Source organism: Capsulimonas sp. (assembly GCF_039929585.1).
Taxonomy (GTDB): domain Bacteria; phylum Armatimonadota; class Armatimonadia; order Armatimonadales; family Capsulimonadaceae; genus Capsulimonas.
In genome coordinates this window covers 1-21,506 of record NZ_JBDSQY010000187.1, presented here as the reverse complement: position 1 = coordinate 21,506, position 21,506 = coordinate 1, and the positions used below count along the sequence as shown (strand labels likewise).

At 58.1% G+C, this 21,506-nt stretch carries 18 protein-coding genes; 7 read left to right on the top strand and 11 right to left on the bottom strand.

Annotation, left to right across the window (positions count from 1 at the left end):
• Window positions 1–15 precede the first annotated feature (15 nt).
• Window positions 16–1,107 (bottom strand): LacI family DNA-binding transcriptional regulator, encoded by a 1,092-nt coding sequence (locus ABIZ35_RS13395; RefSeq protein ID WP_348220415.1) that lies wholly within the window; start codon window positions 1,105–1,107, stop codon window positions 16–18.
• Window positions 1,108–1,447: 340 nt separating this feature from the next.
• Between ABIZ35_RS13395 and ABIZ35_RS13390 the strand changes: the two genes are divergently transcribed.
• The 5 genes from ABIZ35_RS13390 to pulA all read left to right on the top strand — a co-directional run bounded on the left by ABIZ35_RS13390 (window position 1,448) and on the right by pulA (window position 7,880).
• On the top strand, window positions 1,448–2,368 hold the full coding sequence (locus ABIZ35_RS13390; RefSeq protein ID WP_348220414.1) for a DUF1559 domain-containing protein: 921 nt from the start codon (window positions 1,448–1,450) through the stop codon (window positions 2,366–2,368).
• Window positions 2,369–2,432: 64 nt separating this feature from the next.
• Window positions 2,433–2,672 (top strand): hypothetical protein, encoded by a 240-nt coding sequence (locus tag ABIZ35_RS13385; RefSeq protein WP_348220413.1) that lies wholly within the window; start codon window positions 2,433–2,435, stop codon window positions 2,670–2,672.
• Between the two features lie 71 nt (window positions 2,673–2,743).
• The gene (locus ABIZ35_RS13380) at window positions 2,744–4,129 is read left to right on the top strand and encodes an alpha-amylase family glycosyl hydrolase (RefSeq protein ID WP_348220412.1); all 1,386 of its coding nucleotides are present in this window, start codon (window positions 2,744–2,746) and stop codon (window positions 4,127–4,129) included.
• A gap of 55 nt (window positions 4,130–4,184) precedes the next feature.
• On the top strand, window positions 4,185–5,552 hold the full coding sequence (locus tag ABIZ35_RS13375; protein ID WP_348220411.1) for an MFS transporter: 1,368 nt from the start codon (window positions 4,185–4,187) through the stop codon (window positions 5,550–5,552).
• A 108-nt stretch (window positions 5,553–5,660) separates the two neighbouring features.
• Complete coding sequence (gene pulA / locus ABIZ35_RS13370) at window positions 5,661–7,880, top strand: type I pullulanase (protein WP_348220410.1); 2,220 nt, start codon at window positions 5,661–5,663, stop codon at window positions 7,878–7,880.
• Window positions 7,881–8,100: 220 nt separating this feature from the next.
• Here the strand turns inward: pulA and ABIZ35_RS13365 are convergent, their stop codons facing one another.
• The 9 genes from ABIZ35_RS13365 to ABIZ35_RS13325 form a co-directional block, all read right to left on the bottom strand.
• Window positions 8,101–9,435, bottom strand: a complete 1,335-nt coding sequence (locus ABIZ35_RS13365; RefSeq protein WP_348220409.1) for a glycoside hydrolase family 27 protein — start codon at window positions 9,433–9,435, stop codon at window positions 8,101–8,103.
• 36 nt (window positions 9,436–9,471) lie between these two features.
• On the bottom strand, window positions 9,472–10,407 hold the full coding sequence (locus ABIZ35_RS13360) for a glycoside hydrolase family 43 protein (RefSeq protein WP_348220408.1): 936 nt from the start codon (window positions 10,405–10,407) through the stop codon (window positions 9,472–9,474).
• Window positions 10,408–10,534: 127 nt separating this feature from the next.
• Window positions 10,535–11,536, bottom strand: a complete 1,002-nt coding sequence (locus tag ABIZ35_RS13355) for a LacI family DNA-binding transcriptional regulator (protein ID WP_348220407.1) — start codon at window positions 11,534–11,536, stop codon at window positions 10,535–10,537.
• Window positions 11,537–11,694: 158 nt separating this feature from the next.
• Window positions 11,695–12,543: a DUF1559 domain-containing protein gene (locus ABIZ35_RS13350; protein ID WP_348220406.1), complete on the bottom strand. Its 849-nt coding sequence runs from the start codon at window positions 12,541–12,543 to the stop codon at window positions 11,695–11,697.
• A gap of 249 nt (window positions 12,544–12,792) precedes the next feature.
• Window positions 12,793–14,712: a glycoside hydrolase family 27 protein gene (locus tag ABIZ35_RS13345; RefSeq protein ID WP_348220405.1), complete on the bottom strand. Its 1,920-nt coding sequence runs from the start codon at window positions 14,710–14,712 to the stop codon at window positions 12,793–12,795.
• A gap of 265 nt (window positions 14,713–14,977) precedes the next feature.
• Complete coding sequence (locus ABIZ35_RS13340; protein ID WP_348220404.1) at window positions 14,978–15,802, bottom strand: DUF1559 domain-containing protein; 825 nt, start codon at window positions 15,800–15,802, stop codon at window positions 14,978–14,980.
• 255 nt (window positions 15,803–16,057) lie between these two features.
• On the bottom strand, window positions 16,058–17,065 hold the full coding sequence (locus ABIZ35_RS13335; RefSeq protein ID WP_348220403.1) for a LacI family DNA-binding transcriptional regulator: 1,008 nt from the start codon (window positions 17,063–17,065) through the stop codon (window positions 16,058–16,060).
• Between the two features lie 252 nt (window positions 17,066–17,317).
• Window positions 17,318–18,271, bottom strand: a complete 954-nt coding sequence (locus tag ABIZ35_RS13330; protein WP_348220402.1) for a spherulation-specific family 4 protein — start codon at window positions 18,269–18,271, stop codon at window positions 17,318–17,320.
• Window positions 18,272–18,550: 279 nt separating this feature from the next.
• Window positions 18,551–18,937, bottom strand: coding sequence for a carboxymuconolactone decarboxylase family protein (locus ABIZ35_RS13325; protein WP_348220401.1), 387 nt, complete (start codon window positions 18,935–18,937; stop codon window positions 18,551–18,553).
• Between the two features lie 190 nt (window positions 18,938–19,127).
• Here ABIZ35_RS13325 and ABIZ35_RS13320 point away from each other — a divergent pair, with 190 nt between their 5' ends.
• Window positions 19,128–19,427, top strand: coding sequence for a hypothetical protein (locus ABIZ35_RS13320; protein WP_348220400.1), 300 nt, complete (start codon window positions 19,128–19,130; stop codon window positions 19,425–19,427).
• An 11-nt stretch (window positions 19,428–19,438) separates the two neighbouring features.
• The gene (locus ABIZ35_RS13315; protein WP_348220399.1) at window positions 19,439–20,545 is read left to right on the top strand and encodes a DUF6745 domain-containing protein; all 1,107 of its coding nucleotides are present in this window, start codon (window positions 19,439–19,441) and stop codon (window positions 20,543–20,545) included.
• Here ABIZ35_RS13315 and ABIZ35_RS13310 read toward each other — a convergent pair.
• Window positions 20,532–21,410: an STM4011 family radical SAM protein gene (locus tag ABIZ35_RS13310; protein ID WP_348220398.1), complete on the bottom strand. Its 879-nt coding sequence runs from the start codon at window positions 21,408–21,410 to the stop codon at window positions 20,532–20,534. The two genes, ABIZ35_RS13315 and ABIZ35_RS13310, sit on opposite strands and share 14 nt — an antisense overlap.
• Between the last annotated feature and the right edge of the window lie 96 nt (window positions 21,411–21,506).

The window sequence follows — 21,506 nt, the reverse complement described above, 5'->3', positions numbered from 1 at the left end:
TTTTTTAATGTGATGTTAGATATTTGCGCGCGGCGGCGCGGTGCTGCCGCGCTCTTCCAAAATGGGCTGAAGAAACACCTGCTTCTTCTCCACGACTTCGCCCTGCACCATCTTCGCAAGCAGATGGCCCGCCTGCGAAGCGACTTCGTTCAAGCGCACGTTCAGCACCGTGAGATGCGGAGCCACAAGACGCATGAAGCGCGCGTTCAGGCAGGTCATCACGCTGACATCCTCGGGAACACGCAGACCGGCTTCCGTCAGGGCGCGCTCGGCCCCAAGGGCGCTGATCTCGTCCTCGGCAAAAATCGCCGTGGGGATATTAGGCTCCTGAAGACGCTGAAGCAGCGACGTATACACACCATTCTGATGGTGGACATCGTCCCGGTACTCCAGCGTCGCATGCAGTCCGAACTCTTCACGGGCGCGGCACATTCCCTCGAAGCGTCCCTGCCCCACCATCAATTCACGACGAATGTTATAGAACAGGATACGGCGATGTCCGAGACTGTACAAATACTTGACGGCTTCATAGCCTACAGCGGCGTTGTCCATCCCCACCGCGACAGTATCGGGCTGCGGCGATGATCCGCGTACGACATAGGGCAGGCCGGTCTGATCCAGAATGGCCGGACGGACGTCGTCGATCATCATATCGGTGATGATCAGTCCATCGCAGGTATGCGAGCGAGCGATCTGCTCCATAGCGACATTGGGATCGATGTTCGGGCCGCCGCACTGCGCCAGCATGAGGTGAATGCCATATTCGTTCAGCGTATATGTCAGACCGCCCAGGATCTCGTGATAGTGCGGAGAAAGTTCGTCGGGCGCATCGTGATCTTCCAGAAACGGCGAGGCTTTCGCCTGACGGTCAATGACGATCATCAGCGCCGCCGTGTTGGTGCGGCCGCTCACCAGACTTTGAGCGGCGCGATGGGGGCTGTAGTTCATCTCCCGCGCCGCTTCCAGGATCCGATCGCGCGTCGCCGCGCCCACACTCTTCCCGGCCCGCGCCCGCCCGTTCAGCACGCGGGAAACCTCCGAGCGAGAGACCCCCACCCGGGCGGCGATGTCTTCGAGGCGAGTTGGCGCTGACAAACGATTTTCCATGACATATCCTTCGGCCGGAATCTCCTGCGAATAAGAGTATACCGTAACACTAATAACTATACCGTTTTGGTACACGCGAAGCACGGAACCCAGTCCGCATCAGTGGGACAGTTCCGACTCCATCTGTATAGTAAAGATAACAACGAGATCAAGATGCGGAAGTGGCGTTACCAGCGCCTCTCGGGCTTACCCAACCGTGTGGGGAACGAGCATTCATCCATTATACCTCGGATTTCGCCTCAAAATAATTTAAAATCCCAGTATGATTTTGCTTGACATAGGACCATTTCCATGCTAATATTAGCCAAGTTACCCAAACGGTTGGGGGAGGAAAAATACGATGCAATCCTATCAGTTCGGAAAAACGACAAAAACCAGTGGATCGGCGAGAACGCAGCGCGGCTTCACGCTCATTGAACTTCTCGTTGTGATCGCTATCATCGCGATCCTCGCAGCCATTCTCTTCCCCGTGTTTGCTCAAGCCCGGGAAAAGGCGCGCGCCATCGCCTGTCTATCCAATACAAAGCAGCTTGCGCTCGGAGCTATTCAGTATTCACAGGACAATGACGAAAAGTGCGCTGGCGGAACCAACAATTCCGGACTGGGATCGGGATGGGCCAGCCAGCTTTATCCCTACGTCAAGAGCGCGGGCGTGTACCGATGTCCAGACGATTCCTCGGCGGAAATCAGCAAAGGGAAACCCTCATCGTTTGGGTTCAACAGAAACTGCGCGGTGTACGACCCTACCGGCACTCATAGCGACGGACAGAGCTTGGCGGCGTTTACCTCGCCCGCCAAAACAGTCCTTCTATTCGAAGTCACCAAGAGCGGCTATTATGATATTACCGTTGACCCGAATACGAACGCCGCCGGCGGACCTTCCGGTCCGTGGAACGGCGATGGATCGTATGGCGGAGGCTCGGTCGCAGGATGTGGCCTCGGTGGTCAGTGGGATATGGTCGGCTACAACTGCCACTTCGGCGGAGGCGCCAACGACGGCACGCATGTCCAGTACGCCACCGGCTATCTCAGAAACTCTGACCCCAGCACCGACGGCAAGGCAGACTTCACTCCCAAAGGGCGTCACAATGAGGGGGCAAACTACTGCATGGCGGACGGTCATGCGAAATTCTTCCTGCCTTCCAAAGTATCCGGCGGCTACCCCAACGGTACTTCCGGCAATTGTGGAACTCCCGGCAATACAGCCGCAGCCGTGGATTGCGCGGACGGTACAATCGCGGCGACATTCAATATTAATTAACGCTCACTGGCGCTGTGCGCTCACTTCCTGATGGCGGTGAGCGCATGCGCCTGATAAGGTTTCCATGCAAACACAATCGTTACGGCGAAAAGAACGAGTGGCTGTCGTTCTGCTTGCGGCCGCCATGGTGATGGCTGGCTGCGCCAGCAATAATCAAGACGGCGCCTCACAGAGCGCGGCCCCCTCACAAGTGCAGCAGTCGATCCAGGAAAACGCCGCCCGGCAGTCCGCAGCCGCAAAGAACATGCCGATGCCTGGCGCCCAAAATTCGGCAGCCGGCGCTCCGGCGCCTGCGGTTCGCTAATTAGCAGCGCCATAAGCGCCGCCCCTCCGAAGCAAAGACGGCTCGATCGAGCGCCGGAAAGTCCTTATTTTATGAACAGTTGGTTTCGAAAAGCAGCGGCGGCGACGCTGCTGAGTCTGACAGCTTTTTCCTGCATGCCCCATCTTGCGACGGCAGCTTCCCCTGCTCCACCCTGGCCGACGAATTCCGTCATTTACACGATTTACCCGAGCATCTTCTCTGCGAAAGGCGACTTGCCAGGAGTGACTGCCCAACTGGACCGTTTGAAAAAGCTCGGCGTCAATACGATCTGGCTGATGCCAATCACTCCCTCCGCGATCTCTAACAATGGCCATCCCAATGTCGGCAGCCCTTACAGCGTCCATGATTACTTCGCCGTCAATCCCAGCTATGGAACGCCCGACGATCTGCGCGCGCTGGTGTCGGCGGCGCACAAGCGTGGGATCAAGATTCTTCTCGACGAGGTGCTGAACCATACGTCGTGGGACAATGCGCTGATCACGGAGCATCCTGAGTTTTACGTCCATAGCGACGGCGACGCGAAAAATCCCGCCACGATCGAGATGGCCTTCACCTATAGCGATGTTGCCCAGCTCAATTACGCTAACCCCGATTTGCGAAAATATATGGTCGGGATGCTGCGCTACTGGATCACGGATTACAAGATCGACGGATTTCGGTTCGATTGCGTCAATAATCCCGATGGCCCGAACCGGCGCATCCCTGCGGACTTCTGGCAGGAGATGGGCGACGCAGTGCGCCAAACCAAGCCCGATGTTCTGCTGCTGGGGGAAGAAGCGACCCCGGATCTTGCTTTAAAGCCGTTCTCACTCGACTATGCATGGCGGCTCTTCGATGCATTGAAGAAGTCGGGGACCGACGCCGCTGGAGTACGGGCCGCATGGCAATATGAGAAAGATCAGTATCCGGCCGAGATGACGCACATGTCCATGCAGGACAACTGGGATTCTCCACGCGATGTGAATGTCCAGGGCGGACCGGCGGGAGCGCGCGCCGCCGCCGTCTTCAATTTTACCAATACCGATGTCCCGCTCATTTATAATGGCATGGAGATTGGAAACGCCGCCGGGGAGACGAACCCCCATGGCGCGATCGATTGGACCGTCGGCGATCCGCAGATGCCGAGTTTCTATCGATCACTGATCGCATTTCATGGTAAAAACAAAGCGATCCGGCAAGGCGAGCTGACCTGGCTTACGAACTCGACGCCCGCGCAGGTTCTGACTTACGTGCGATCCGGCGGCGGCTCCGAAGTGCTGATCGAGATCAATTTTTCGACGAACGAGGCAAAGGGCTCCGTCCAGATTCCCGAGGGATCGGGCTGGAAAGAGGTGAAACTTGACGAGACTGGCTTCGGCACTCATACGGTGAGTACACAGTTTACGCTCGCGCCCAAAGAGTTTGCGATTTTCGAGCGGCGCACGCCGAGGCGATAGACGTCCACGGGGAGATCAGCGCCGGCCGGCGCTGGAAAGTAAGATAGGATCAGATATGGCGTCGATCATCAATGACGATATTCACACGGCTCAGCCGGAACCCGAGCAGAAGGCGCTCGGGTTCCAGCAGTTGTGGGACATGAACTTCGGCTATCTGGGCATCCAGTTTGGCTGGGGCTTGCAAATGGCGAATATGGCGGCCATTTATGTCAAGCTGGGCGCGGATCCAGACAAGATCCCCATTTTGGGTCTTGCCGGGCCGGTCACCGGCCTGCTGATCCAGCCGATCATTGGCGCCATGAGTGACCGGACCTGGAGTCCGAAGTTCGGACGCCGTCGCCCATACTTCACGCTGGGCGCGATCTTTGCGTCGATTGCTCTGTTCGTGATGCCGTCGTCACCGGCGCTGTGGGTGGCGGCGGTGCTGCTCTGGATCCTCGACGCCAGCATCAACGTGAGTATGGAGCCGTTCCGGGCGTTTGTCGCAGATAAACTTCCCGTGCGTCAGCGCGCCACGGGGTTCCTGATGCAGAGCTTCTTCATCGGCCTTGGCGCAACCCTTGCGAACGCTCTTCCCTGGCTGCTCAATCACTTTGGCGTGGCGGGGCAGTCCGCTAACGGCGTTCCCCTCTCCGTACTCTATTCATTTCGGATCGGCGCCGTGGCCTTCCTGCTCTCCATTCTTTGGACCGTGCTGCGCACTCCGGAAGATCCGCCGGCCAACCTGGCCGAGTTCGAGCGGCGCAAGCGTGAGACAGGCGGGGTCGCCGCCGGCGCCCGGGAGATTGCGCATGCGCTGCGGGTCATGCCGCATACAATGAAGCAGCTCTTCCCGGTGCAGTTCGCCACCTGGTTCGGCCTGTCGTGCTTCTGGGGCTTCTTTACCCTGAGCGTTGCCCGACACGTCTTTGGAGCAGTCGACAGCAAGTCCGCGCTCTTCGACCGCGCCACCGAATGGGCAGGCGTCTGCATGGCGGCGTACTCCATCGTCTGCTTCGTCGTCGCCCCCTTGCTGCCGGCCATCACGGCGCGCATCGGCCGTCCCAAGCTGCACGCCCTGGCGCTGGCCCTCGGCGGCGCCGGTCTGCTGAGCGTGTCGTTGATCCACACGCCCACCCTGCTGCTGATCCCCATGGCCGCCTTCGGGATCGCCTGGGCGTCGATCCTCGCCATGCCGTACGCCATTCTTTCCGTGGCGCTGCCACGGGAACGGATGGGCGTTTATATGGGGATCTTCAACTTCTTCATCGTCATCCCGCAGATCGTCTACTCGCTGTTTATGCCGATGATCATCAAATCGGTCTTTCACAGCGATCCGATCAAGACGCTGACCCTGGGAAGCATTTGTCTTCTCATCGCGGGACTGCTCGCCACCCGCGTGACGGAGGCGCCGCCGGTGAGCGATTTGGAGCCTGCGCTCTAGCGCGACGGAAAACTCTGCTCACGACAACCTGCGCCCCTTGCTCTGCGAGAGCAAGGGGCGCATTCGATATGTTTTCGACCATTCGACATCGCGTTAGTAAAGATCAACATGAAGCTAAGATACATTTGCTCCACTTTCGTCCTCATTTATGCGCTTACCGGCGCGGCGCGCGCCGAGGGCGTGGACACTCCTCCTCCTGCATTTCTAGACGCGAGCGACAAAGTCGATCTCTGGATGGATCGTCCTATGAGCTCTGCGGCCATGGCGGGCCATATCACCGTGAAACTCGGATCGACGACGGACGCAGTCTCTCGAATTGAAGCGATTGATGATGCAGGTCAGCCGACCGCCGCGCCGAGCCGCCGCATTCAGCTGACGCTTGCCCGTCCGGTCACGTCCAGCCAGATCGCCGGCGCGATGTCCGCAGAGTTCGGAGACGCGCCGGCGCGTCCGATCGTTGCACGCGATGTGCTGTCCGAACCCGCTTACTTCTACTCCAAGAGCGATCTCGGGGCGGCATATACTCCTTCAAAAACGACGTTCAAAGTCTGGAGCCCGGTGGCGTCCGCCGCGCAGGTGCTAATTTTCAAGAGCGCAAAGGGCGAAGTGGCGCGCCGCATTCCCATGATCCGGGGCGCAGCGGGCGTTTGGAAGGCCGCCGTCGCGGGGGATTTGAACGAAGTTTACTATCAATATCGATTCACCTCGTACGGAGTGGAGCGCGCCACGCCTGACATTTACGGTCACGCCGCGAGCGCGGACCTGAAGCGTTCAATGGTCATCGACCTCAGGCGCACGGACCCGGCCGAATGGAGCTCGAACGCAGGGCCGCGCCTGGGCAAAGCGACCGACGCCGTCGTCTACGAAATGCATGTCCGTGATTTTACGGTCAATCCCGCTTCCGGCGTCCCTGCCAACCTGCGCGGGAAATATCTGGGAGTCACGACGCCGAGGACACACCTCCCAAACGACAGCGCGCCGACGGGCCTGGCATATCTGAAGATGCTCGGCGTCACGCATGTCCAAATCCTGCCGTTCCAGGGCATTAATCCTGAACACGCCGGCGGCTACAACTGGGGATATGAAACCGACTTATTCAATGTCCCCGAGCCTCGTTATGCGACGAACCCAGGCAATCCCGCCCAGGTTATTCGAGAGATTAAGGCGATGGTTGCGGGGCTGCAGCAGGAAAAGATCGGCGTGGTGATGGATGTAGTCTACAACCATACAGTCCCCGTCTCGGGCGACGCGTCGCCGTTCTGGGCGACCGTCCCCTATTACTACTTCCGCACAAACTTTCAGGGAGATTTGCTCAACGAATCGGGGGTGGGAAACGCGATGGACGACGAGCGGCCGATGGTGCGAAAGTTCGTCACCGACAGCCTACTTTACTGGATGCGGGAGTACAAAATCGATGGCTTTCGGTTCGATCTGCTTGGCATGTTCGCCCCGGAAACTGTCCGCGCCATCTCGGCGCGTCTGCATCAGGTCCGCCCGGATGTGCTGCTCTACGGCGAGCCATGGACCGGCGGCGGCCCCACCCGCTTCGGCAAGGGCGCGCAGCGAGGGCTGGGCGTCGCCGTGTTCAACGATAACTTCCGAAACACACTGCGCGGCGACCTCAACGGCGACCGCGCCGGCTTCGCCCTCGGCGGCGACGCTTCATTCGATTCGCTGCGCACGGCGATGACCGGCTCACCCGAATTCACCAATTCACCCCAGGAATCGATCAACTACGTCTCGATCCACGACGACATGAGCTACTGGGACAAAGTGGTGAAGACGCTGCCCGTCGCCGATCTCACAACGCAAAAGAACGCCATCAAATTCGCCGGCGCCATAGTCCTGCTCAGTCAGGGCGTCCCGATCCTGGAAGGCGGCGTCGAAATGGGTCGCACCAAAAGCGGTGTGGCCAACTCCTACAATCGCGGCGACGACATCAATCAGTTTGACTGGACACATGGAGCCCAATTCGCCGACGTTTCCAATTACTATAAAAAACTGATTGCGATCCGGCGCGCCCACCCCGCCTTCCGCTGCGCCTCCGCCGAAGATGTCCAGCGCACCCTCGCCTTCCTCCCGGAAAGCGCTGTCCCCGCCCAAACCATCGCCTTCACCCTCGACGGCGTTCCTCGCAGCGATAACTGGCGCAAAACCCTCGTCATCTTCCACGGCGCCCTGACGCCTTCTCAAATCACGCTGCCCCCAGGCGCATGGAAAATAGCGGTCGATGGCGAACATGCAAACCCTAACGGCGTAAAAGTCTCCTCAGTCTCAATGCCGCTAGAGCCACTGTCGGCCTACGTGCTTTACGAAGATGGTCATTAGGGTGTGCCTGGTTTTGTTAAATCGGTGGCTCCGTTTCCCACAGCTAAAGCAGTGGTCTAGTCAGGGGTAAGGCGGCTGAAGCCGACTGCCAGATTTCGGATGGTAGCGAACGCCCATCTTCTCCGATCCTAATCTGACAGCCTGCTTCAGCTGGCTTGCCCCTGATCAGCCCACTGCTTCAGCTGTGGGAAACGGAGCGGGAGAATGATTGAACGACACCTCACTTCACCCGCACCAGTGAGCAGGCGTGGGGGGCGAGGAGGACAGGGTAGCTGTCTTTGACGTGGCCGATGAGGGACTGGGTCCAGTAGTCCCAGATTTCGTAATCACCGTTCTTTTTCATTTGGGAGAAGTCCAGAGTCACGACGGTGTTTAGGTCGCTCAGATTGAAGAGGCCGACGGAATAGGAGCCGTCGGGATTGCTGATCGCCCAGATCGGAGCGTCGTCCCCCTGGATCTCTTTGGCGGCGTAACCGGCCTGGTTGATGGCGATCAGGCTTTTGTTGGTCAGGATGGACAGGCCGAACGGGTCGAGTTTCGTCAGGTCGTCACCGGTGTAGAGAGGGGCGCACTGCAGCGCCCAGAAGGCAGCGGCGGTTTGCTTTTCATCGTTGGTGAGGCCATCGAAAGAGCCGTTGGCGATGTTGAGGGAGTCAAGATCATTCCAGCCGGCGCGGGGCGCCCCATTGGTTTTTCCGCCGCGGCCGGTGTGGCCGGCCCAGGCGGCGGCATCGGTGAAGCGGGCGCGGATTTGAGACCAGGTGGCGAGCTTGTCGTTGTAAGACTCGACGTCGTCATCGATCCGGCGGGCGTGGGAATGGTTCTGCCAGAACGGGATCTGGGTCGGCGAAATCTTCCAGGAAACGGTCATCCAGATCGGGCGTGGCGACTTGCGGATCGCGGTCCAGTAGGCGGCGACATCGGCGCGGTTGTCGCAGTAGGAAATATCTTTGTCTGAACCAGGGCAAACGCCGTCCAGTTTGAGGAAATCGACGCCCCAGGAAGCGAACTGCTCGACGATCGAGTTGATAAACGCCTGCGCTCCCGGCTTCTTATAATCGATTTTAAGGTGCCAGGCGCCGAACGCATTGCCCGGGCGAAGGGGCTTTGCGACAATGTCGCGGACGTGATACTTTGTCCCCTTGATCGGCGGGTTGGCTTTGTAGACATCGCTCCCCACACCCGGGATCCAGTAAATCCCCAGCTTCTGGCCGTTGCCGTGGACGATCTTGGCCATCCCCGCCATGCCGCCCGGGAACGTCTTCTTATTCGGCGCGGGCCGGCCATAGGCGTCAAAGCCGCCGGACCAGCCCGAGTCAATATTGAAGTACTTATAGCCGTAGGGCTGCAAGGTTTTCTTCAGCGCGTTGGACTGCTCCGTCAGATGCTTCTGCGTCAGCCACTTCCCGCCGTAGGGCGAGACTTTCGTCGATTGCAGGCTCCAGCTACTCCAGCCCATATAAGGCTTCGCCCCGACCTCTTCTTTAGGCCCATTGGCGGCATGGCCGGCGACAGAAGCCGTCAGCAGCAGTATCCCGAAAAGTAACCCGCGCATATTACCCGTCCTTCTTTGGATTGACAGTATTGGTATTTATTTCACGACCGATGGATACGCCACTTCCAATCGCCTGAGCTCGTCTTCCGTAATCGGCACAACGCTGCAGTGCTTGGACCCTGGCGGTGTCGACACTTCTATCTTGGAATAGTGCTTGAAATCCGTCGTTTCCCAAGCTTCCATGGGACTGTGGAATGGGTCGGCGTAGACATACCAGCGGTCTTGCCCGATCAGCTTGACGGCTTCCGGTCCTTCGATGGGCTTGGGCTCATCGGGAAAGATATCCTGCCCCAGCCCCTCTTTGCCGAATTGGTCGATCTTGGGGTTGAGGCTGCGCGAGGTCGTAAGACGGTTGCCCATGTGATCGTCCACATCGCCGGGCTTGTGAAACGCATAATAGATTCCCTTATGCTCGACGATGTCAATATCGATATCGTGTATCCCAAGATCGTAGTACACGGCTGCGCGCTCGGGGGTGATATCCGTCCAGTCCTTCGTCGTGACGTAATAGATCGTGTTATGCCCATTCTGCTCGGAGGCCCAGAACAGATAGAATAGCTTTTCCTTCGGGGAATAGATAAACTCGGGAGCCCAGGCGCGCTTCTGTTCCGCCAAGACGACGGGGAACGAACGGCCCTCCCAGTGGATCAGATCGGTCGAAGACCAGTGAAAAATCTCCGTGGTGTCCCATGCCTTCGTATGCACCAGATGGAAAACGCCGTTCACGCGGGCCAGATAAGGATCGCGCAGACGCGCGCCGGGATCCAGCACAGGCTTGCCGCCATTCAGAGCGGTCCAATGGCGCGCATCACGACTGGTGGCGTAAAAGAGCTTTTCCTCGGGACCGAAGTACGCCATCAGATACGCTTTGTATTTTGCGTCTGGCGAACGCCGACCAAGCGCGGAACCGGCCGCGAGGCAGAGTGCGGCGGCGCCCAGAAGAGTGAACGCAGCCCGGGACGAATATTTCATGACGACAGCGTATCCCGCATGGATTTATTTTCGCGGGGAGAATTCCCAACGCATCTCTATCATAACACGAAACCAGCCCCGGGACGTTGGCCCAGCGCTGGTTTGATTTTCCATCCCTGTTTGCGATCTAACGCTTGGATGAGCCTCGAATTTCGAGACGCGGCTGCAGCACTTGCTGCTGGAGAGGAATATGCGGGGAATCGATCCGTCGCTTCAAGAATGTCCAGGCAGTAGCGCACACTTGCTCCAGCGGCTGCACGATGGTCGTGAGCGCGGGATAAAGGTAGCTGGTGTCTTTGATGCCGTCGCAGCCGACGACCGCGACATCATCGGGGATCACACGGCCAAGTTCGCGCAGCGCAGGGTAAGCGCCGATCGCAAGTTCGTCATTGTAGCAGAACAGCGCATCTGGGCATCCGTGCTTCTGAGCATACTCGATCAAGGTCGCCGTCGCCGATTCGCGGCGCTCGTCCACGGTGATAATATATTCGGGCTCCCGACCCAGCTTCGCCATTGCCTCCCGGTAACCAGTCAAGCGAGCGTCCGTGATCTCCTCAAACCACTCAAACCAGTCCGGCACCACATAAGCGATTCTCTTGCAGCCAGCCTCCGCGAGATGGAGCACGGCTTCGGCGGCCTTTTCCTGGAAGTCGACTTGGACATAGTCCGCATCGGCCAGGACGTAGGCGCCAATGTTGACAAACGCTTTATTTTCAATGAGGCTGTTGGACAGACCTGTCAATTTGCCTCGCGGCACATCGACCGCCAGAACGCCGTCCACGGGCCAGGAAGCAAGCTGGTTGGTGTCCACCACTTCACCGCTCCCCATGCCGGCGGCGCTGACAAAGAGCTCATATTCATGCCGAACGATTTCTTCATGCGTGTAGTAAATCACTTCGCCGTAGTACGCCGAACGCAAATTGGATGTCCAAAGCGCGATCGTCTGCGTACGCCCGGTGGCGAGAGCCCGCGCCGCGCGATTGGGCTGGTAGCCCATCTCTTCGGCCACATGACGGACCAGGCGGCGGGTCTCGGCGGAAATAGGAACATCCACATTATTCAGAACGCGTGAGACGGTGGCGCGAGAGACTTTGGCGCGCGCGGCAACTTCACGAATCGAAATGGTCACAGTGACTCACCTATTCTTGCGACTCGATCGCATCTCTGATTGTAGTCAGTTTGGCGCCCTTATGTCAAGAATGGCGCCTGCGTATTGGAATACCGAGTGAGAAAAACGCCCGCCCCACGCGTTGTGGGGCGGGCGACTTTGACGAGACCGTTCCCTTATTAGAGCTGGCTGAAAGTAAGAGTGGCTTTGCTATTCCCGTCACACATGATCAGGTTATTCGCTCCGGCGGCTGTTTTATTGCCACGATTTGCCGGAGTGTTCGCATCAGGAGCCGGGAGGCCACCGGAGACCGAGTTCGGCTTGAGCCACTTGACATGGCCGTCCAGCGCCGCGTAGTTGGCGCCGTCGGTGTGCACGCCCAGATTGCCGGACCAGTTCGGAATATCGTAGCTGTCAATCTTGCCCGTGGCGTACTTCGCACGGCAGTAATAGGCGTCGATACCGCTGCCGCAGCCACCAGTGCCGCTTGCTCCAACGCCGATCGCACTGGCTGTCTCACGAGGATCGGTCACGTCCACGTTCTGCTGTCCCTGAAGTTCGAACAAAAGCACCGTGCTGGCCGGAGCCGTCTGCGCCGCAAGAGCGGTGCTGCCCGCGCGTCCAAAATAGTTTCCCTGGTAGCCGTTCTGGGCGTTGTCCACGTAAGGTGACAGCACGTTCGCGTTCAAGCCATAGGAAACCCGGGTTGCCAGCGGGGTAGCGCCGCCTTCAGTCGAGAGCGGGTTCGTCGAATCGTCAGGGCAGGCGTAAACTCCCTTACTCTTGATGTAAGGATAGATCTCGCCGGTCCAGCCGCCACCCCATATGATGTTGGTAGTAGGCATGGATTCGTCATTGTCCTGATTGTATTGGATCAACCCCAGCGCCAACTGCTTCATATTGGAAGCACAGGAAATCTGGCGGGCCTTTTCGCGCGCCTTGGCGAAAACGGGGAACAGGATCGCGGCAAGAATCGCAATGATCGCGATGACTACGAGCAACTCAATAAGTGTAAAGCCTTTTTTCATGATTTCCCTTTCCTGATCGTCAGCAGGATAATAGCAGTGGATCTTCGATCCAGGCCGATAAGCGGACCACATTGTCGGTCGATTAAAAGTAACCGGTTACACACTCAGATAATTGCGAATGCGCTTATGTAACCGGTTGCATAAACATTATAAGACATAATGGCAATGGTGTCAACACCTATTTTTCAAAAGATTTTTGCATAGGCCACGGCTCCTGGGCGCGTCGCAAAGGAGCCGTGGCAAGCGGCCTCAATGACCGACGATCTGGATGCCATTGATCGGGGCGCGCAGATAAGCGTCGGTGGAGGAAACCGGCGCCGCAGACAGTGTGAAGCTGGAACCGTTCAGGGTTCCAAACCGGGCATAATTGCCGGCCGAGCCGTTTGCCTGAGCGTATGTCCCATTGAAATCGGTGTTGACGGCGTCGGTCACCTGGACATTGGATGCACCGATGGTGTATTTATAAACACGAGAAGCGCCCCCATTGGAGCCGTCGCTATAGACGTAGACATCGTAGCCATGGCTTGTGTAGTACCCAGGAAGCCCCGAGACCGTGACGGTGGTGGTAGAGCCGCTGTAGGTATCCAGGTATCCCTTCATCATGCGCTTGCCGCCCGCCGTGTCCGTGATCCCGGTGGAGTAAATGCTGCTCGCATTCCAGGACGCCGACGCGCCGGTCGATGCGCCGGCGCTGTCGATCAGACCGGCTCCGCTACCCGTCTGTCCCAGAACGCTGTTCCAGTTGACCACGCCCACGGCGCCCGCAGTTTCGGCCGCGCCCATCGCCGTTCCGCCGCCGACAAAGTTGAGACTGATGATGTGCGGCGCGGAGACCTTGATCAGTCGGCAGGCGTGCGCGGCGAGAGAGGCGCTGTAGCTGCCGTTTGCCATAGTATCCGTGTTCGCCCAGACATCGTGGACCTGCAGATTGCCGCTAAGGCCGATGGCGCTCCAGGTGACGCCCACATTAGCCGTGCTTCCGGCCAGGTTATAGAGACCGACGGTGCGCGTACCGTCTCCGTTATCCGTGGACCAAACCTGGGAGTTACCGCTTTGGACCTGCTTGGCGACGCGTCCGGCCTGATCCATGGCGATGACGAAGGGGTTCGTGAGCAGCGAAAGTCCGTAGCTGTCCAGATGGTAAAGATCGTCGCCGGTATAGAGCGGCGAACATTGCTGAGCCCAGAAGGTCATTGCTGTCTGGCGCTCGTTGTTGTTAATGCCGTCCATGGAGCCGTTGCCGACATCGATCGAATCCAAGTCGTTCCAGCCTGCGCCCATGGGATAATTACTGTTATAGCCGAGCGGCCCCGCCCACGGCGCCCAATTGGCCGCATCGCCAAACCGAATACTCGTCTGGTTCCAATTAGTGAGCGTATTGCTGTAGGATTCGATATCGTCGTCAATACGCCGGGCATTCGAGTTCGTCTGCCAGAATGGGATATAGGCGTCGGAGATTCGCCAGGAGATCGTCAGCCACATCGGGCGGCCGCACTGCTGGATCGCATTGTGATACGCCTGCACGTCGGGCCGGTTATCGCAGTAGGTAATGTCGTGGTCGGAACCGGGAACGACGCCGTCCAGCTTCAAGAAATCGACGCCCCAGGAGGCAAATTGGTTGATGACGGAGTTGATGTATTCCTGCGCGCCCGGCTTGTTGAAGTCGATCTTGAGATGCCAGCTGCCGAAGGCGTCACCCGTGGCGAGCGGCTGCGCTACGATGTCCTGAACGTGATAAGGCGTGCCGTAAATCGGCGGATTGGCGCTGTAGACATCGCTGCCGATCCCGGGCACCCAGTAGATCCCCAGCTTTTGTCCATTGCCGTGGACGATGTTCGCGATCCAGGGGATGCCGTCGGGAAACGTGCTGGTGTTCGCCGCCGGGCGTCCATAGCCGTCAAATCCCCCAGCCCAGCCCGAATCGATGTTGAAGTAGTTGTAACCGTATGGCTGGAGCGTTGTCTTCAACTGGTTCGACTGCACCTGCATCTGCCACTGTGTCAGCCAGCTGTTTCCATACCCCGAGATTGTGGTAGCCTGAAGGCTAAAACTGCTCCAGCCCATATATGGCTTCTGAGCGATGGATTGGGAATGAGCCGGAGAGAGCAGAACCGCGCCAAGGGCGGCGGAGCACGCAATTGTACGTGAGAGAATGGAAAGCTTCTTCATCGAGCGATCTCCTTCTATATCGCGATTGTCACAAAAGACATATCGCTATGAGAGCATATTTGCTCCCATGACCGATAGCGATTAGAACAAATATTGCAAATAGAGCAATATGAACATCATTGCTATGTAACCGGTTTCATGAATTATAAGCGATTGGAACGTACGTGTCAAGAAGTATTTGCCGCAAAATAGCCCGTCCCTCTATTCGTGGGACGGGCTATTTCGACGCTGCTAGTCTCGAGCGAGAAACTCCCCATTGGAGTTCTTAAAGCTGACTGAAGGTGAGAACCGCCTTGCTGTTCCCATTGCACATCACCATGCTGGAGGTTCCCGCCGCCGTGACGTTGGTCCGGCTCGCCGGGGTGTTTGTGTCGGGAGCAGTCAATCCGCCGGAAACAGCGCTGGGCTTCAGCCATTTGACATGGCCGTCCAGCGCGGCATAGTTGGCGCCGTCCGTATGTACGCCCTGGACTCCCGACCAGTTGGGGATATCGTAGCCGTCGATCTTGCCGGTGGCGTACACGGCGTTGCAGTAGCTCGAGTCGATGCCAGAACCGCTGCATCCGCCGTAGCCCTTGGCTCCGTCGCCAATCGTGCTGGACGTTTCGAGCGGATTGGTCACATCGACATAAAGCTGCTTCTGGATTTCAAACAGCAGGACCGTGCTGGCGGGCGCGGTCTGCGCCGCGATCGCTGTAGTGCTGCTTGTGGTGAAGTAGTTCCCCTGCCCCGTTCCATATGGCGGAAGCACGTTGACATTCAAGCCATACGAGACACGTGTGAAGCCGGCGCCCCCGGGATCGGAAGAGTCGTCCGGGCAGGCGTAGATCCCTTTGCTCTTGACATAGGGATAGACCTCGCCGGCCCAGCCGCCGCCCCAGATGGTGTTGGTGGAGGGCATGGATTCGTCGTAGTCCTGGTTGTACTGGAGCAGTCCCAGCGCCAGCTGCTTCATATTGGAAGCGCAGGAAATCTGGCGGGCCTTTTCGCGCGCCTTGGCGAAAACGGGAAATAGGATGGCGGCGAGAATCGCGATAATTGCGATGACAACTAGCAATTCAATTAATGTAAAACCATTGCGCTTGGACATGATGGTAACCCTTCTTCGTAAAGATAACAACGGGCCGCGATGCGGCCAGTTTTCGCTCCGCCCTTAAGCAAAGACTTCGTTTCACGCCCCCGGACCGGAACGTTCCAGATCGAGGGCGCATTGATCGGCGGCAAGCCGTCAAATCTCGCTCTCACAGGCAAGATTGCTATGGTTACCAATACCACGAGCGATACGATCAATAAGCTCGCTTGGGATGTTGATGAACAATAATAACATACGCCCCTGTGAAAAGCATCAAAAGTCTCCCGTGGATGATCCACGGATTTCCAATTTCGCCGTTAAAGTCATTTGCTGGACCGGGATATCCGGATCTTTGATGCGCCGCGCCAGGAATGTCCAGGCAACAGCGCACATCTCTTCAACAGGCTGTACGACAGTTGTCAACGGCGGATAGAAGTCCGCGCTGTCGTCGATCCCATCGCAGCCCACCAGCTTGACATCTCGCCCAGGAATCAATCCGACTTCACGCAGTGCCCGCGAGGCCGCGATTGTCATATTGTCGTTGAAGCAGAACAGCGCATCCGGCGCGCCGTGCAGCGCGATATGAGACTTCAGCACCGGACCGACGGCGACACGTACTTCATTTTCGGTAACAATGAACTCCGGCTCCAGCCCCAGCTGCTCAATCGCGGTTTCATATCCCCGCAAACGGGCGTCGTCCGCGGAGCGGAACCATTCAAACCAGTTCGGAACGAGATAGGCGATGCGCCGGCATCCAACGCTGTGCAGATGACGCACCGCCGCCGCCGACATTGGAGCGAAGTCGACATAAACATGGTCAATATTCTCCAGCACATAGGCCCCAATGCTCACGAGCGGTTTGCCGCCAAGCAGGCTGTTCGACAACCCGGGAACGTCTCCGCGCGGCAAGTCTACGGCGATCACCCCGTCCACCGGCCAGGAAATGATCCGGGACGTATCCAGCGCTCCGTCGGAGCGAAATTTGAAGTCGCTGATCGTCAGATCGTAGTCGTTCTTCATAATTTCGTCGCGCATGCAGTAAACGACCTGGGACGAATGCGGAGCGCGCAAATTCACGGACCAAAGGGCGACCGTCTTCGTCCGCCCCGTCGCGAGCGCCTTCGCCGCAAGATTGGGCGTATAACCAATCTCCGCCGCAATACGCAGAACACGTTCCCGTGTTTCCCGCGCGACCGGAGCGTCCACCCCGTTCAGCACACGCGACGCTGTCGCATCGGAAACCCCCGCCCGTTCGGCCACACACCGTAATGAAACTCGCAATCCAACCTCCGACAATCTCGATGTAGACGCTTACATATTATGAAAATCTTTCTGAAAGCGCTTACATCTCACATTTGGTATTCTATCACTTGCACTCTGGTCTGTCAAGGGCTTGCAGAAAATAGTTTCAAAATTGCTGTTTCTTACAGAAAACTCTGGAGGATGCAAAGATAAGGACAATACGCAAAACACACGAAAAACACCCACGCGCCGGCGGATTGCGGCCGGCGCGTGGGTGTTTTTCGTGTGGAGCTAGCTGTGGTTAGCGATATATGTTACTTCCGACGTAAAGTAGCCGGGAATGCTGCCCCAGACGTTGCTGGTGTCACTGAAGATACTGTCCGTCGTATAGAAGTATTCGTACCCGTGGCTAATAGACTGATCGATCGCGCCATTGAGGTCGCTGGAGTTCGTGTGGATCAGCGCAAGCTGTGCGTAGCTTTGAGTATTGATGTCCTGGTTCAATCCCGACCAATCATTAGTCGGTGAATTCGCGGCGGCCGCGTAAGTCTTCTCAAAGCTGCACGTCACATCGACAAGACTGGCGTATTCGCGCTGGTTCGAATAAAACCAGCCGCCGGCGTTACCGACAATTTTGAGCTGTGGATAAGTGGAGCGGATCCAGCTGGTCAACTGACTGAAGTAGCCACCTGCGGGATGAACGGGATTGCCGTTGAACAAACCATCGGGGTTCGCGAAGGATCGGTCCGTAGGCGCTAAGCTTTCTCCGTTTGGGTAGGTCGCGGATGAGCCGCTTGGCCCCGCGATCTCATAACGAGGATAGAATTCGTCGATCCAAATTCCGTCCAGATTGCTATAACCACTCACCCACGCGGTAATATCCGCTTTCACGTCGGCGAGCGGCCGATATGTGGTTCCAGTCGGCGCCCCTAGAGCGTGGACATATCCAATAATCTTCCCACCGTTCGCCCGGATCGGATTGAACCGAGTGGCGGCCGTGGCCCAATCGGCGGAGTTCGAGAACGGACCGTTGTTGGCGCTGTTGACGGTCACCCAGTAATCTTTGTATACGGTGCTGGAGCCACTTTGCATAATCGCGGCGTCCTCAGCGAGGATTTGCCATGTCGTTGTATCCGTGAGAGGCACATACGCGGGAATAATCATTCCCGCGGCGAATGTTGCCGGAGCCGCACTCCCGAGAAGCGCGGCCACCGCGCCGAGAATCCAAGCATTCTTGAGTTTCATGTTCCTTCTCCTTGTCTTTCCAACGGAGTCCGATCATTTGCTGCGCTGCTTATCTCGCCCTAATTTATTCGATCGCTTTAGGCCAAGCAATCAGCGCCGATACGTAAACGTTTACGTATCGGCGCAAGTATAGCATGCGATTTCCATACTGTCAAGCAATTATCGTAATTTCAGAGACAATATTTCATTATTCTGGCATGCTTTTCACTCAAGAATATGACGGCGTTACTGTTCCTTGCGTAGGAGGAACAGTAACGAAGGCGACAATAATTTTCGGAATTACGACGAGATTTTATCCCACTCCGAAAAAACTTCTTTCGCTGCGTGCAGCCCATTGATCGCCGCCGGAAATCCGGCGTAAGGAGCAACTTGAATCAATATCTCCACGATCTCCTCCCGCGTGACGCCCACATTCAGGGCGCCGTGGATATGCGCTTTGAGTTCGTGCGCGGCGTAGCCGATCGTCGCCAATGAGGAAATGATGATCATCTCACGCTGGCGCGGCTCCAGCCCCGGCCGGGAATAGATATCGCCGAAGGCGAACTCACGGATGTACCGCGACAGATCGGGGGCGGCCGCCGCGACTTCGGCTAAAAAGCTGTCACCAAAGTCTTTGTAAACGCGCGCTACAATCTCCGCGCCGCGCTCGTAACGGTCATCACTCATAGTTTTCTTCTCCATAATTACAATTTTCGAGTTTTTAAAGCATTAACTCTCATCTGGTGAGAAATTTGGAAGTTCGCATGCCGGCGAAATTCGTTTCTCCTTGCGCGTCTTACGCCGATATGAGACAATAAGTCCAGGCAAAACACTTGCCGGCAAGACTTGGTCTAATGAGTTTAGGAGGCGCACCAAAATGATGTGGCGACATGGCGATATTATGATTGCAGCGGTGGAAGAGATCCCCGCCGGGGCGGAAACAAAACCGGGAACGACGCTGGCGCATGGCGAAATGACCGGGCACAGCCACCGGATCGAAGCTCCGGGAACGGCGGAGATTTACGAGCGCAACGGAAACCTTTATGTGCGTGTCCTGGCGCTGGAGGCGCGGGTCGTACATGAAGAGCATAAGCCGATTACCCTGCCGCGCGGCGATTACCGGTTCTGGTATCAGCGCGAGTATACCCCGCAGGCCATCCGACGGATCGTCGATTAAGGAGAAGCGCCATGACGACGAATACTTTGGAGCGGGTGCTCACGCCATCGATCGCGCAGGCGTTTGACCGTGCGCAGATCGAAGCGATGATCCTGGCGGGAAACGCGCCGCGCGGGCTGCGAGTGCATGGGCATCTTTCTTTCGCCGGAAACCGCGCGCTGACGCAGCTGCCGGAAGATCTGCGGGTAGACAGCCTGGATGTCAGCGGATGCGTCAATCTGACGGCGCTGCCGGAGGGCCTGCGCGCCACCCGGCTGGATGGTACGGGCTGCCATGGACTGACGGAGCTGCCGCGCCGGCTTCATTGCTACGAGCTGACATTGCGCGATACGTCGATCTCCTCGCTGCCGGCCGATCTCCAGGTGGAATACAGATTGGATCTGACTGGATGCGCGGAGCTGCAAAGCCTTCCAGTCGGACTAAAGGTCGGGACGCTCGTTCTGCAAGGCTGCACAAGTTTACGCGCGCTCCCGGAAGGGCTGGAAGTTTATTTCCTGGACATCGGCGGATGCAGCCGTCTGGCTCAGTGGCCAACGCAGGCGACAGTGCGCATCGGGCGTTTGAATGCGCGCGGCTGCCGCGCGCTCACGGAACTGCCGACCTGGATGACGCAGCTTGCCCAGCTGGATCTGCGCGGCTGTGAAAGCCTGACATCGCTGCCGGAAACACTGCACGTCACCTCATGGCTCGATCTCGCCGACACGCAGATCACGTCCCTGCCGCCTCAGCTCGCGGGAGCGCGGCTGCGCTGGCGCGGCGTGCCGATCGACGCCCGCATCGCCTTCCAGCCGGAGACGATCACCGCGCGGGAGGTTCTGGACACAGTGAACTCCGAGCTGCGCCGCGTGCTGCTGGAGCGCATGGGCTACGAGCGATTTCTGCTCGACGCCCACGCCGAAGAGCTGAACCGCGACACCGATCCCGGGGGCGAGCGCCGTTTACTGCGCGTCAAAATGGTCGGCGACGAAGCGCTGGTCTGCATCTCCGTTCTCTGCCCATCCACCGGCCGCCAGTACATCATTCGCGTTCCTCCGCAGACAAAGACCTGCCGTCAGGCGGCGGCGTGGATCGCGGGCTTCGACCGCACGGACGACTACCGGCCGATCATGGAGACATAGGCAGCGCACGCCAGACTGGCTGGGCGGGGATGCGCTCCAGCAGGCCGTCCCCATAAAGATCGTATTGCCCCAGCCGATCCATATGGATATAGCCGATGTGGCAGCCGCAGGTCTCGTTCGCGCAGAGACGCGGCTGCAGCGCATCGGCGAAGTCCGGATCGTAAAGATTTCCAATCGGCTCACGCACAAAATGGCAGCGGCGCATAACCCCGTCGCCATCCACGGAGATCGCCGTATGTCCCGCCTGGCATGTCTCGCCCACGCTCGGATGGCGCACGGTGTTGACGGGGAATAACGGATCGATCCGCGTGTAATGCGCGATCTCGTCCGGCGTATAGTAATCCAATTGGCGCTTGTAGGCGTTCACCCAGAGATAAATATGCTCGGGAAGCGCGGCCCGCAAGGCCGCAATGTCTTCCTGATGCTCTTTCAGCCCCACGCTCCCGACACTGAAACGCACGCCGCGACGGTCGGCCTCTAAGCATTGCGCCAGAAACTTCTCCCGCGTGACTTCCCCCGGATGATACGTCGCCCAAAGCCCCAGCTTGCTCTTGTCGCAGCGCTCCACCCAATCCAATCGGCACGACAGATTTGTCTGGATGGCGATCTTCTCCACGTGATCCATATTTGTCAGCGTCACCAGGGCGTCTTGATAACGCTTGCGCACGAGCGCCTCGCCCCAGGGCGTGAACAGCACGGAGATACGGCGGTCACACTGCTCCCCCACCCATGCGACAAACCGATCCAGGGCGCGGCGGTCGGCGTCGTGCTCGGCGTCGGTTTCCGTGTGCTTGGCGAACGGGCAGTAGTCACAGCCGTAGTTGCAGCTAGACAGCGATCCGCGATAGAGGATACGCAGCGTCATAGCAGCACGAACTCCTCCGACTGACGCCGCGCCGCCGGTGAATAGAGCCATGGGCCGATGGTGTCCGAGCGCTCGATCCCAAGCTCCGTCAGCGTC

What these genes read in the sequence shown, in the direction of transcription:
- ABIZ35_RS13395 (WP_348220415.1), bottom strand. Translation starts at nt 1,107, where the DNA reads ATGGAAAATCGTTTGTCAGCGCCAACTCGCCTCGAAGACATCGCCGCC.
- ABIZ35_RS13390 (WP_348220414.1), top strand. Translation starts at nt 1,448, where the DNA reads ATGCAATCCTATCAGTTCGGAAAAACGACAAAAACCAGTGGATCGGCG.
- ABIZ35_RS13385 (WP_348220413.1), top strand. Translation starts at nt 2,433, where the DNA reads ATGCAAACACAATCGTTACGGCGAAAAGAACGAGTGGCTGTCGTTCTG.
- ABIZ35_RS13380 (WP_348220412.1), top strand. Translation starts at nt 2,744, where the DNA reads ATGAACAGTTGGTTTCGAAAAGCAGCGGCGGCGACGCTGCTGAGTCTG.
- ABIZ35_RS13375 (WP_348220411.1), top strand. Translation starts at nt 4,185, where the DNA reads ATGGCGTCGATCATCAATGACGATATTCACACGGCTCAGCCGGAACCC.
- pulA (WP_348220410.1), top strand. Translation starts at nt 5,661, where the DNA reads ATGAAGCTAAGATACATTTGCTCCACTTTCGTCCTCATTTATGCGCTT.
- ABIZ35_RS13365 (WP_348220409.1), bottom strand. Translation starts at nt 9,435, where the DNA reads ATGCGCGGGTTACTTTTCGGGATACTGCTGCTGACGGCTTCTGTCGCC.
- ABIZ35_RS13360 (WP_348220408.1), bottom strand. Translation starts at nt 10,407, where the DNA reads ATGAAATATTCGTCCCGGGCTGCGTTCACTCTTCTGGGCGCCGCCGCA.
- ABIZ35_RS13350 (WP_348220406.1), bottom strand. Translation starts at nt 12,543, where the DNA reads ATGAAAAAAGGCTTTACACTTATTGAGTTGCTCGTAGTCATCGCGATC.
- ABIZ35_RS13345 (WP_348220405.1), bottom strand. Translation starts at nt 14,712, where the DNA reads ATGAAGAAGCTTTCCATTCTCTCACGTACAATTGCGTGCTCCGCCGCC.
- ABIZ35_RS13340 (WP_348220404.1), bottom strand. Translation starts at nt 15,802, where the DNA reads ATGTCCAAGCGCAATGGTTTTACATTAATTGAATTGCTAGTTGTCATC.
- ABIZ35_RS13330 (WP_348220402.1), bottom strand. Translation starts at nt 18,271, where the DNA reads ATGAAACTCAAGAATGCTTGGATTCTCGGCGCGGTGGCCGCGCTTCTC.
- ABIZ35_RS13325 (WP_348220401.1), bottom strand. Translation starts at nt 18,937, where the DNA reads ATGAGTGATGACCGTTACGAGCGCGGCGCGGAGATTGTAGCGCGCGTT.
- ABIZ35_RS13320 (WP_348220400.1), top strand. Translation starts at nt 19,128, where the DNA reads ATGATGTGGCGACATGGCGATATTATGATTGCAGCGGTGGAAGAGATC.
- ABIZ35_RS13315 (WP_348220399.1), top strand. Translation starts at nt 19,439, where the DNA reads ATGACGACGAATACTTTGGAGCGGGTGCTCACGCCATCGATCGCGCAG.
- ABIZ35_RS13310 (WP_348220398.1), bottom strand. Translation starts at nt 21,410, where the DNA reads ATGACGCTGCGTATCCTCTATCGCGGATCGCTGTCTAGCTGCAACTAC.